This window comes from Nonomuraea sp. NPDC026600 (assembly GCF_040638335.1).
Classification (GTDB): Bacteria; Actinomycetota; Actinomycetes; order Streptosporangiales; family Streptosporangiaceae; genus Nonomuraea.
This window is the reverse complement of sequence record NZ_JBEZYD010000082.1, coordinates 1-11,554: the sequence shown is the minus strand read 5'-3', so window position 1 is coordinate 11,554 and position 11,554 is coordinate 1. Positions and strand designations below refer to the sequence as shown.

General features: G+C 70.4%; 11 protein-coding genes. 4 read left to right on the top strand and 7 right to left on the bottom strand.

What is annotated here, in order from left to right:
* Positions 1 to 41: 41 nt before the first annotated feature.
* From AB0F17_RS65830 to AB0F17_RS65810, 5 genes are all read right to left on the bottom strand, one after another.
* On the bottom strand, positions 42 to 644 hold the full coding sequence (locus tag AB0F17_RS65830; protein WP_358047639.1) for a hypothetical protein: 603 nt from the start codon (positions 642 to 644) through the stop codon (positions 42 to 44).
* Between the two features lie 115 nt (positions 645 to 759).
* Positions 760 to 1,083, bottom strand: coding sequence for a DUF4326 domain-containing protein (locus AB0F17_RS65825; protein WP_358047637.1), 324 nt, complete (start codon positions 1,081 to 1,083; stop codon positions 760 to 762).
* Positions 1,080 to 1,460: a sigma-70 family RNA polymerase sigma factor gene (locus tag AB0F17_RS65820; RefSeq protein ID WP_358047635.1), complete on the bottom strand. Its 381-nt coding sequence runs from the start codon at positions 1,458 to 1,460 to the stop codon at positions 1,080 to 1,082. The genes AB0F17_RS65825 and AB0F17_RS65820 overlap by 4 nt, the downstream gene beginning before the upstream one ends.
* Positions 1,457 to 1,708, bottom strand: a complete 252-nt coding sequence (locus AB0F17_RS65815; RefSeq protein WP_358047633.1) for a hypothetical protein — start codon at positions 1,706 to 1,708, stop codon at positions 1,457 to 1,459. Before AB0F17_RS65815 ends, AB0F17_RS65820 begins: the two co-directional genes overlap by 4 nt.
* Positions 1,705 to 1,839, bottom strand: a complete 135-nt coding sequence (locus AB0F17_RS65810; RefSeq protein WP_358047631.1) for a hypothetical protein — start codon at positions 1,837 to 1,839, stop codon at positions 1,705 to 1,707. Before AB0F17_RS65810 ends, AB0F17_RS65815 begins: the two co-directional genes overlap by 4 nt.
* 238 nt (positions 1,840 to 2,077) lie before the next feature.
* Between AB0F17_RS65810 and AB0F17_RS65805 the strand changes: the two genes are divergently transcribed.
* The 4 genes from AB0F17_RS65805 (at position 2,078) to AB0F17_RS65790 (ending at position 6,105) form a co-directional block, all read left to right on the top strand.
* Positions 2,078 to 2,341 (top strand): hypothetical protein, encoded by a 264-nt coding sequence (locus AB0F17_RS65805; RefSeq protein ID WP_358047629.1) that lies wholly within the window; start codon positions 2,078 to 2,080, stop codon positions 2,339 to 2,341.
* Positions 2,334 to 3,773: a hypothetical protein gene (locus AB0F17_RS65800; protein ID WP_358047627.1), complete on the top strand. Its 1,440-nt coding sequence runs from the start codon at positions 2,334 to 2,336 to the stop codon at positions 3,771 to 3,773. The genes AB0F17_RS65805 and AB0F17_RS65800 overlap by 8 nt, the downstream gene beginning before the upstream one ends.
* A gap of 179 nt (positions 3,774 to 3,952) precedes the next feature.
* Entirely contained in the window at positions 3,953 to 5,506 is a 1,554-nt protein-coding gene (locus AB0F17_RS65795; RefSeq protein WP_358047625.1) for a type IV secretory system conjugative DNA transfer family protein, read from the top strand.
* Positions 5,503 to 6,105, top strand: a complete 603-nt coding sequence (locus AB0F17_RS65790) for a hypothetical protein (RefSeq protein WP_358047623.1) — start codon at positions 5,503 to 5,505, stop codon at positions 6,103 to 6,105. The genes AB0F17_RS65795 and AB0F17_RS65790 overlap by 4 nt, the downstream gene beginning before the upstream one ends.
* A gap of 67 nt (positions 6,106 to 6,172) precedes the next feature.
* Here the strand turns inward: AB0F17_RS65790 and AB0F17_RS65785 are convergent, their stop codons facing one another.
* Complete coding sequence (locus AB0F17_RS65785) at positions 6,173 to 6,550, bottom strand: hypothetical protein (protein WP_358047621.1); 378 nt, start codon at positions 6,548 to 6,550, stop codon at positions 6,173 to 6,175.
* Positions 6,551 to 6,625: 75 nt separating this feature from the next.
* Positions 6,626 to 11,380, bottom strand: a complete 4,755-nt coding sequence (gene mobF, locus AB0F17_RS65780) for a MobF family relaxase (protein WP_358047619.1) — start codon at positions 11,378 to 11,380, stop codon at positions 6,626 to 6,628.
* Positions 11,381 to 11,554: the final 174 nt, after the last annotated feature.

Sequence of the window (11,554 nt, the reverse complement as noted above, 5' to 3'; positions counted from 1 at the left end):
TGGCCTCGGCCTCTGGCCGACTGCTTTTCCTGACCGGCGGCTCAGCCGTACCAGCGGTGGCACACCGTGTTGCGCAGATCCCCGCGCGGAAAGAGCTGGTCGCAGCTGCGGCCGATCGTGGTTGGCGTGGACCGGCGTGGTCGTGGGGTGGTCTGGCGACGTTCGGCTGGTCGCGGCGGGTGGACGGTAACGCGCCGACGCGGCGGTTCTGGCGGTTGGGCCGGGCTCGGTCGAGAGTGCCGGCGCCGCGGCGGCGCGGCGCGGTGGAGCTCGTGCCGTTTGCTCGGCTCGGCCCGGCCCCGGGGGGACGGTGGCAGCGAGCTGGCGGCCGCTGAGGGCGGCGGCCTCGACGGGGCCGGGGTAGTCGTCGACGTCCGGTTGCTCGTGACGGTGACCAGCTCGACCGGCGCGGGCGGGTCGGAGGAGGGCAGCGCCAACAGGAGTCCGGCCAGCACGCACCCGGCCAGGCCGGCGGCGAACGGCGCGGCCGCGCGCCAGTCCACGCGGCGCGGGTCGGGGCCGTACCAGGGGCGCGGAGCTGGGGGAACGGGGCTGGCCCGGTGCGTGGCGGAGGGCGGCGGGTCGTCAGCGGCAGGGCCCGGGCGCGGCCGGTAGGGGAAGAGCGGCGGATCAACCTCACTCATAGTTGCTAAAGGTAGTCGCACGAGTACGTATAGTGGCGGTCACGGCTATCTGGGCCGACTGAAAAGCAGGCAGGGCCCCCACACCTGGTGTGGGGGCCCTGCTGCGTTCAGTTGGTCAGGTCGGCGGGTTGGCCAGGATGTCAAGCCACACGTCGGCGTGACACGGCTCGTCCAGACGGCACCAGCACGCCAGGTCACGCCCGGCCAGCTCTCGGCGGGCCTGGTCGACCAAGTACGGGTGACGGTCCAGGTGCTCCCGGAAGAGCTCCAGGGCCCGGGCCCGGCCGTGCTTGCGCACGGTGAACGGGTTGCGGAAGACGCTGCCGGGCAGGCCCGGCGCCGTCCGGCCGACGTACACGGCGCCCTCGGGCAGCTGGCCGTGGTAGAGGTCACCGCGGACCCGTACCCGGCGCGGTCCGACGGTCCGGGTCGCCGTCATCTGGTCACTCCTGCGCTGGTCAGCCGCTCGGTCAGGGTGAGCCTGGCCACCGCCTCGGCCTCGGCCGACGGCGCGGCCGGCAGACGGTGGCCGTCTTCGGCCCAGTCCGTCGGCCGCTCGTGAGAGCGGAACGGCCGGTAGTAGTCCGCGGCCGCGTAGCGGGTGATGGTGGCCAGCCAGCTCCACGCGGCGTCGTCGCTGGCTCGCAGCCTGTCGATGCTGCGCACGACCCGTAGCCAGGTCTCGCCGGCGACGTCCTGGGCGATCTGCGGGCTGGTGGTCCGGCTGCGGGCCAGACCCAAGACGCGGGCGCTGTAGAGCTCGAACAGCCGTGTCACCCGCTCGGCCTGCGGCTCGGACATGGTCGCGGTGCTCATGCGATCGCCTCCCGCTCGACCACCGGGGCCGGGTTGGAGTCGGGCGCCTCGACGGCCACCGTACGGATAGCAGCGCGGCGGCGCTGGCGCTGCTGCCACCAGCTGGCGGTGTGCAGCATCAGGTCGTCAACGACCAGTACGAGGGCGGTCAGCAGGACGACCGTCCCTCGTGCGATCAGCCACATGCGGACCAGGCAGAACCAGAGCAGAACCAGAGTCCGCCAGAACCGGACGATTGCCCTGATCATCGGCGGCCGCCCTGACGGTCCTGCTCAGCGGCGGCCAGCTGCTCGTCGTACAGGTCGCGGACGCGGTCGGGCTCGTACGGCCATCTCTCGGTCGTGACCGCAAGATCAGTGCGCGGCGTCTCGTGTGCCATTCTGGGATCACCTCTCGTTGAGGTGGCTCCACCGGTCTTCTTTCGACGGACTACCGGTGGGGCCTTTTTGTGTGTGTGAGGCTCGGTAAACGCGTGTGTGTCCTGGTGCTCACACTGATCAGCCGGAGTAGGCTGACAGTGCGCTCCGTCTTGCGGAGTGCTACTCCATTAAAGTCCATCAAGAGCCGGGAAGTGTCAAGCGCTGTCATTGAATGGACTCGTGTGTCATAGTGAGTCCATGCTGATGAGTAAGCACGCCGCCACTCCCGGACCCGCGCCCGGAGGTCCGCCCATGTCCGAGTCCGAGTCGTCGCCCCGCCCCGTTCGTCTCGTGGTTCCTGCCGCGACCTCGGCAGCGGTCGACGCGGCGATCGTGGAGATCGCCTACTTGGCGCGCACCAAGGTCAACAAGGCGCAGGTCACCGACGCACTTCTACGGGTGGCCCTGAGGCACCTCGACGAAGTCGCGGCCGAGCTCAGACAGGGAGCGAGTAATGCCTGATCCAAACGTTCTGCTGACCTGGTCTGAGGCCCACCCGGCGCTCGCCATCACGGCCGGTGGGGTTCTCCTCCTGCTGGTGGTCTCCGTCCTGGTCGCCTGCGTGCGTCTCGTCCGGAAGATCAAGAGGGCCGACCGGGTCGAAGACGCGTTGACCTACCTCGCGGCTGGTCTCGCGACCGGCGGGTCAGCAACCGGCATGTGGCGCTTCGCCGGCGACGTCCTCGGCCTGGACGGTCCGCTTCGGGTGCTGCTGTTCGGTGTCGTCGAGGTCGCGGTCATCACCAGCGCCGTTCGGGCCCGCAAAGCCGTGCGGACGTCTGCGGCCAAGATCGAGGAGGAAGGTACCGGGTCCTACAAGAAACCAAGCGCGGGTATCGACGGCACGGCGGTGTGGGCGCTGACGCTGCTCACGGCCGTGTGCTCTGCCATGGACGCCAAGAGCGGGCCCGAGGTCGTGTTCAGGCTCGCGCTCCCGCTGGTTGCTGCGTGGCTGTGGGAACGCGGGATGGCGATCGAGCGCGACCAGATCATCACCCGCCGCCCCGGGCGCATCGCTTGGAAGATCAGCCCGGAACGACTGCTGGTCAAGTGGGGGCTTGCTGACCCGACCACCCGAGATGCCTCCGAAGTGGCTGTGCACCGGTACGTGACCAAGCTCGCGCTCGCCGCGAACAAGGTTCGGGAGCTGGAAGCCACCGGGGCCAAGCCCGAAAAGCAGGCCCGGGCCCTGGCCCGCCTTCATCGGGCGCGTGACGCGGCCGTGGAGTACGCCGGGCTTGGAACCGAGTCGGCCACGCTCGACATGCTCATGGGGCAGCTGCGGGTGATCTACAACACGCCGGAGATGGCCCGGCTGACCCTGACCCCGCCGTGGGAGATGCTCGACACAGTGGACGGCTTCGAGGTCGAGCAGGTTCGGCCCGCACCGGAGCCTGACCCCACCCCTGACCCCAACGGGGGCGGACACCCAAACCCTGAACTGCCGACGTCGGTCACGACCGGTACGGCTCTGCCCGGCGCCGTCATCGTCCCCAGTCCGATGCCACTTCGGGTCAACGGGGCTCATCCTGACCCCGCTCCGACGGGTCAGATTGACCCCCCTGACCCGGGTGACCCCTTCTCGGCGGGTCATGACCCCGACCCTGCACCCCCAGCGGTGGATCACCTGCCTGTTCCTGCTGTCGCCACCATGGTCCAGGAGCTGCCCTCGGTCGCGGCCAAAGTGCGTACGGCTATCGCCGCGCTCGGCAATGATCCCTTCAAGGTGAGCGTCGCCGACGTCATGGAATGGCTGGACAAACACGGCGTGACCGTGACGAAAGAGCAGGTCAAGACCAACCTGACGCGGGCCCGGGTCCGCGCGAAAGACGACGCCGAGGTGATCCACCTGCTACCAGGATCATCGCGTGACGCCACTCGGGGCGATCGGTGACCCCGATGACCCCTCAGCCCCGTACAAGAGGACAGGGCAGCGACTCGATTGCACCCGGATCGCTGCCCCGCCTGACCCCACCCCAGCCTTAAAGGGAGAAGATCGTGAACATTGTCCCACTCGCTACGGTGAGGTTGACCCTCGCCAATCCGGGGGTTTTGCACCCCCGGGGAGCAACCTTGACCCCTGACCCCTGGTCCGGGGTGCACCTACCCTCCCCGGCCGTCGGCATAGCCTTTGCGGTCACAGCGATAGTCCTTCTGATCGGGGCTCAGCTCGCCTACCGGGCGCTGATCCCCGTGGCGGGGTTCGCCACCGCGTGGCAGCTGCGCCGTCACATGTCCGGCCGCTCCGCCCACCGCGTCGTCAAGGTCACCCGGCCGTCGCTGGTGGGCCAGCGCGGCGTCCCGGTCCAGGAGTACTCCTACCGGCTCGGCCGGTCCTACTCGCCGTTCTTGGTCGCCCGCTGCACACCCGAGGACTGCGCCCTCGTGCTCGGCCCGCCCGGCGTCGGCAAGTCCGCGCTGATCGGCGACATCGTGGTCGACGCCCCCGGCGCGGTGGTCCACACCACCAGCAAGATCGGGGATGTGGACACAACCGCGGCCGCCCGCGCCCTGGTCGGCCCGGTGCTGGTGTTCAACCCACTCGGCTTGGGCGGAGTCGAAAGCACGCTGCGAGTCAACCCCGTACGGGGCTGCAAGGACCCGCGCGTCGCCGTCGAACGCGGCGCCGCCCTGCTTTACGGCTCACGCTCGAACGGCGACGGCGGGGGCCTACAGGACTACTTCACCAACAACGCGAACGAAGTCCTTCGGGCCTTCTTGATGGCGGCCGACATCGCCGGTCTCACCCTGGTTGACGTGCACCGTTGGGCCAACGACCCGAAGTGCACGGACGCCTTGAAGATCCTCACCCGGGGCGGGGCCCCCGAGACGTGGACCGACGCGCTGCGGGCCCGCCAGGAGGTGACCGAGCGCACCAGGGATGGGATCTTCTCCACGTTGGCCACCGCGCTGTCGTGGCTGTCCGACCCGGCCGCCGTCTACGCGGTCACCCCGGCCGCCGGCGAAGACTTCGACGTCGCCCGCTTCCTGGCCGCGCGCGGCACCCTGTACATGGTGGGCGAGGACACGGCCGGCGTCGGGGTGGCGCCGCTATTCACCATGCTGATCAACGACGTCGTGACCGAAGCGGTCCGGCTGGCCGACCACCAGCCCGGCCGCCGCCTCGACCCGTATCTGACCCTGGCCCTCGATGAGGTCGCCACCATCTGCCCGGTCCCGCTCGACCAGTGGATCAATAAGCTGCGCGCGCACGGCGTGCTGCTCATCGCCGGTATCCAGTCCAAAGCGCAGCTGTACGACCGGTGGGGCAAGAGCGGCGGAGACGCGATCTGGAACGCGGCCGCCGCCACCGTCGTCTTCGGCGGCCTGAAGTCGGCCGAGGACCTGCGCGAGATCAGCACCCTGTGCGGCGAGCGGGAAGTACGGCGGCGCAGCGTCCAGCACACCGCCGCAGGTCCGATCAGGTCCGAGCACGACGAACTGCGGCCGGTCATGCCCCCGCATAAGATCCGCAACCTGCGGAAGCGGCGCGCCCTGGTCCTCTACCGCGGCCTGCCGCCCGTCATCGTCCGTGTCCGTCAGCCGTGGCGCCGCCGAGACGTGCGCCAGGCCAGCTCCAGCGTCCACACGCTCGTGCGGTCCTCCTACGCTGGGGGCGGCGCGTGAGCGAGGAGACGCCGGAGGCCGGGGCGGACTCACCCGCCCTCGGCCGCCAGCTGCTGCAGCTGCGCCAGGAGCTGGCGCAGCTGCGGCGGCGCCTTCACGCCCTGGCCGACGCTTCCACCGTCGCGGACCTGACCGGCCAGCTGGCCACCCTGAACACCCGCGTGACCGCCCTGGAGGCGTTGGCGCAACAGCAGGGCTCGGGCGAGGAAGACGAGCCTGCCCTGTGGGACTGGCAGACGCTGCTGACCGACGAGAACGGAGAGGCCGGCCAGCAAGCCAAGGCCGAGCTGGCCGAATGGGTCGAAACCGTGCTCACCCAGATCTACGGCCTGGTCGCCTGGCAAGAAAAGATCGACCTCCGGGAACCGTCCAGTCTGCGCAAGATCCCACCGTGCTGGGATAAGCACACCGACCTGGTCCTTGACCTGGCCTGGCTCGGCCAGGAATGGTCACGGATCTACCGCACCTCCTACGGCACTCCCGCACGTGCAGGTGACTGGCACGACCGTTACCTGCCGGGACTCCGGCGACGCCTGCCCAACTCCAGCGCGTCAGGCTGCATCTCAAAGCACCCTGACCCGAACGCCAGGCCGCTCTAGTTCCAGAACGCAAAGACGGCCGCGCCCCCTCGCCGGGCGCGGCCGTCTTTGTTGGGTGCGGAGCGGGTTAGATGCCCCAGTCCTCGTCATCGCCGAGCTTCGCGGCCCAAAAGAGGGCGTGCTCGCACCCCTGAAGGAATCCGCCCCCGTGGCGCACGTTCCACTCCCGACCTCGTTGAGACGTCGCGCTCATCCCCTCGTAGGCGTGCTCCGCCTCGGCGGCGATCTCGCTCATCGTGGGCGGTCTGCTGAGCGCGACCCCCGAGACTGGCGCTGCCGCGCGCTTACCCATGACCCACAACAAGGACTGACGCACTCCGGAGGTGTGGGAGCGTGCGGAGGGCTTGTCGAACTCGGGGTCAGCGAAGAAGTCCCACTGCTCCCGCAGTTCCTCAGCCGTTCGGGGGCTCGGGTCCTGACTGGACTCGTACGGGGCGGTGCTCATCGCTTGGCCCTCCTGCCGGCGCACGGGAATGGACCGCACTGGGCTGGTGTGTACCCATTCCATCACTGCGTCTCCCTACAGGCTCTGGACCGGCGCGCTGTACTCCAGTTGCTGCTCTGCGACCGGGGCGCTGACCTCGGCTACCTGCTGCTGCTCGTAGTGCTGCTCCCGACTGATGTCCTCGCTGGTCATCTCGGGTTCGGCCTCGCGGCTCGCGGCCGTCCGCTCGGCCATCTGCTCCACGGCCGCCTGCTGATCGGTCGCCAACTGGGCGGCCTGCTGCCGGGTCGCCTCCTGAGCGGCCGCCTGCTCGCGGTCGGCTGCGACGCGGTCCTGAGCCGCCTGCAGCTCCTCGATGACCCGGACGCTGACCTGCGGCCGCAGGTCAGCCGCAGACGTGGCCGCGGCCTCCGCCGTCCACTTGTCCGAAAGTCGGCCGAGAGCCTCGCGGTCGCGGTCGGCCAGGCTCGGCTCGACCTCGGCGACCGGCTCGGCGCTCCGCTCCGGTTCCTCGACCTCGCGCCCCGCCCACCGGTCCGCGAGACGACCGAAAGCCTCCTGGCCCTGCTCGACCTCGGACAGCGCCCGGTTGGGCGTCTGCTCCTGGACGTCGGCGGCCGGGGTGGTGGACGCGTCGCTCTCGCGGCCGGCCCACCGGTCGGCCAGTCGGCCGAGAGCCTCGCGGTCGCGGTCGGCCAGGCTCGGCTCGACCTCGGCGACCGGCTCGGCGCTCCGCTCCGGTTTCTCGACCTCGCGCCCCGCCCACCGGTCTGCAAGACGACCGAAAGCCTCCTGATCCCGCGTCACCTCAGGTGGCGTGACCTCGGCGGGCTCGCTCGTACGCTCCGCCTCGGGGATGTCGGCCTTGCGCCGCACCAGCTCGGCGAACGCGGCCTGCGCCGCCTCGCGCAGCTGCGCCGCGTTGGCGTGCCAGTTGGCCCGCTCGTCGTACTGCGCCTCGACGGCCTGGCCGTACGCGACCGCCTGCTGCAGGTCCTGCTCCTGGACCCGTACGCGCTCGCGCAGCTGCTCGACCTGCTCCGGCTCGGCCACCTGCTCCAAGCGCGCCCGGTCCAGCGCCAGCTCCGTCTGGACCTCCAACCGCTTCCACTCGGCGCGCGCCAGCTCGTCGGCAACGTCCGGCGGCGCCCACTCCTGCTCGCGCCGCCAGATCGCCACCTGCTCCTGCAGCCGAACTGTCGGTGAGGTGGCCAGCTCCTGCTCTTGGGCGGTCCGGCCAAGAGCCCGGTGCGCGGCCTGCCACGCGCTGAACTGCGGCACCATGCTCGCCGACGGCGGCGCCCCGATCACCGTGGTCGGGGCGTCCACCTGGTACTGCTCCCGATACGCCTCGACCACCGCGGCGCTGTGCTGCCAATGGTGGCGCTCGATCGGGTCCTCCGGCACCGGCCCCAACCGCTCCAGCGCCCACGCGGGAGGCTCGGCCACCGCACGCTCGCCCAGGGCGTGTACCCGCTCGTCCATCACGGCCGCCCGGGCCCTGGCGGCCTCGCCCTCCGGGCCCGTCATGTCCGCAGGCGTGCGCTCCAACCAGCTGCGAGCCGCCGGCCGCTCCGGCTCTCGGTTCTCCAACGCCCCGGCGATCCGGCTGTACATGACGGCCGGGACCGAATCCACCCCGCGCATGTCGCGGCGGGTGGTCTGCCGGATCACCTCGGCCGTGTCGTGCCCGTCCTGCTCGGCCGCCCACAGCTGCCGGTACACCGTGGAGGCGTCCTCAGCCTCCAGCCGACCGAACGCCTCAATCCCCAAGCCGCGCATGAGCAGGCTGGCGTGCTTGGCGTGCTGATGCTGCTCCACCAGGTCGGTCCAGACCGGGGCGTGCGCGCCGAGCGACTCGATCCACTCCAGTTCCCCGGCCAGCACATCACTGGCCGACTCCTGAGCCCCCACCCGGGCCAGCGCCGCCGTCAGCACAGACAGCGCGTCCTCGTCGGCCTCCAGCGCGACAAAGCCGCGGTTCTCCCGCGCCCCCCGCGTCATCGCCACATACAGCTGCTCGCGCGTGCTGGCCGCGTCGAACAGGCTGTACCCGCCGTCAACGGTGGCGCCCTGCACGCTGTGCACCGTCCCGGCATAAGCCAGCGTGACGTGCGCGGCCACGTAGGACGCCTTCAGCCGGACCGTCCCGCCGAGCCGCTCGCCGTTCTCGTCCTGGTCCACCACCCGCTGCACGGTCAGCGCACCATCGGAGTGCCGCGCCGTCACCCGATAGTTGAACCGGTTGTAGACCGGCATGCCGTGACTGTCCTTGAGCCGGTTCAGGTTCTCCCGGGCCTGGACCAGGTCGCCCACCCCGGCCTGCGTGCCGTCGGCCAGATCCACGCCGTCGGCCGCCACCCGGCCCAACCTCACCAGGTCGCCCCGGATCGCGGCCGCGACCTGCGCGGCCTGCTCCTCCGTGCTGGTCATCACCGCAGCGTGAACGCCCCGCAGCGCGTCACTCACATACAGACCGCGGATCTCGTCGACCATCTCGGCGAGAGAGCCAGAGCGGAGCCGGCCGCGATCCAGGTACGGCTGAAGGGCATGGACCTGGCCCTCCCGCAGTCCGAGACTGGCCTTCGCCTCCCACTCGCGGATGGTCCCGTCCGCATCTCGGAAGCGACGTACCGTGCCCAGTTCGACCGCGTGGCCCGCGTTGACCAGCTGGCGGAAGAGTCCGCCGGCACCTACGGCGGTCAACTGGCTGTGGTCACCGCAGAGCACGACCTTGGCCCCGGCTGCTGCGGCCAGCTGCACGACGCGGACCAGTTCGTCCGTGCGGACCATCCCGGCCTCGTCCAGGATGACCAGGTCCCCCGGCCGAAGGCGGTAAGTCTCGATCTCGTGGCGCGGGCCCTTGCCAGACGCGCGGAGGAGGAAGCGGGTGGTGTTCGTGGCGATCGGCACACCCTCAGCTCGGAGGACGTGAGCGGCCTTCTGCGACGGTGCCAGGCCGATGACGCGGCCGCCGTTGGCCTTCCACGCGGTCGCGATCGTGCCCTGCGCGACGCTCTTGCCCGTTCCAGCCGGGCCCACCACGACGTCGAGGTCCCGGCCGCCGCCGAGCACCGACGACACGACCTCGGCCTGCTCCTCGCCGAGCGGGCGACCGTCCTGCTCGGCGCCGGTCAGAACCGCCGCCACCGCATCCGGCGGCAACGCCTTCGCCCCGCGCGACCGGGCCCGGGTCTCCACCAGCTGCTCGGCGCTCAAGTGCGCCACGGTCGCGTACCGCTCGTCTGCGCCTGGCCGGTACATGCTGCGGCCGTCGGCCCGGCGCAGCTCCTCGGGAACCTCCAGGAGCTCCATGCCGCGCACCATCACGGTGCCATACCGGCCGCTAAGCGCCTCGTCGGCCAGCTCCTCCAGCAACGCCGTGGTGTACCCGGTCTGGGCGAGAACGCTCGGCCCCAACCGGTCCGGCAACACCTCGTTCAGCACGAACATCAGGTCAGAGCGGGTCCACGTCGCCTGCGCGTCCTGCACCCGCTCGATGGCCTGCTGGATCACCACCTCGGTTTCCCAGCGCTCCGCGTCGCCCTCGCCGCGCGCCTCGACCGCGGCCGCCTCCGCCCGGTCCACGATGGCCGCGAGCGTCGTCTTCAGCCGCTGGCCCACCATCCGCTCCCAGCGGGCAAAAAGCTCACTGCTGGAGGCGATCAGCTCCTTACGCGCCCGGCTGTTCCTGGCCGCCGCCTGCTGCAACAGCGTCCGCCCGTACGCGCTGGGCTCCTCGCCACCGTGCCGCTCCTTGTACTTCTCAACCAGCAGGTCGAACTCCTTGGAGACCTGCTCACTGCGGGTCGAGAGCTTGGCCCGCTCCTCCTCCGAGATGCCGACGATCTCTCTGGCTTTCCCGTCCGGCCGCAGCGCGTAGGCGACCGCGAACGCGTTCTCCATCCGCTGTTCGAGGCCACGCTCGTAGACGGCGGCGGCCGCCCGGCGCGCCCGGAACAACGAGGCGCCATCCAGCGCCCTCCACTTGACCGTGCCGTCCTGGTCCACCGTGCGCACCCGGTTCAGCACGACCGCGTGGGTGTGGAGCTGCGGCTCGCCCTCGCGGTTGGCCTGGTGATCCCACAGCGCCACCGTCCAGTCGTGGCCCTCAACCCACCGGCCCACGCTCGACCGGCCGCCCGGCGCCTGGCCGTGATGCCCGGCCCGCGCGTACCCGGCCTCCTTCTCCAGGTAGGCCAGCGCCTCCTGCACCGCCTCGCGGTGGATCTCGCGCATCTGCTCGGCCTCGGCCTCGCGGCCGCCGGCCAGCAGCCCGGCGTAGAAGATCGACGTGCTTTTCGCCGGCGAGAAGGTCACGTCGTAGAAACCGCGAGCGCGCGGCCGCGACGCCTTGGCCTCCTCCAGCCGGATCTCCCGGATCCGCTCGCCGTCGCGGTCGTCGCTGAGGTGTTCTTTCTTCGCCCTGGCCGCCACCCGCTCGTTCAAGGTCTTGAACTTGTACGGATTGCTGCCGAGCCGCGCGGCGGCGTACGCCTTCTCCAGTTCCGCGTCGGCCGCCGCGCCCTTCAGCCCCTCGGCCTCGATCCGCTCCCGGGCCTCGATCAAGAACGCCTCGGCGCCGACCGGATGGGCAAGGTGGCCGAACACCGCCTTGGCGTCCGCCTCACTCACCTCGGTGCCCGGCCTCAGCCCCAGATGCTCAAGACCGCCACCGAACCACCGGCCCTTGAAGTTGCCCTCCTGGCCCGCCAGGAAGTACTGCTCCGGCCCGTCTTCGTGGTCCTTGTGACCACCGCAACCCTCACCGTGGAGGAAGTAGGCGACGCCTTCTTCCCCGACGGAGAACGCGGTGATCTTGACGGTCATGTGTTCGAGTCTACAAGATCAAAACTCACCAGTAAATCTAGATGCATAGGTACATTGCTTTTCGGGCTTCACGCACGGTCCTCGGCCCGCACGTGCCTCAAGATCGTCTACGGCGAAAATTTGGCGACCGGCCTCCGGCCGGAAACAAGATCACCCGGCCTAAAGGCCGGAGCG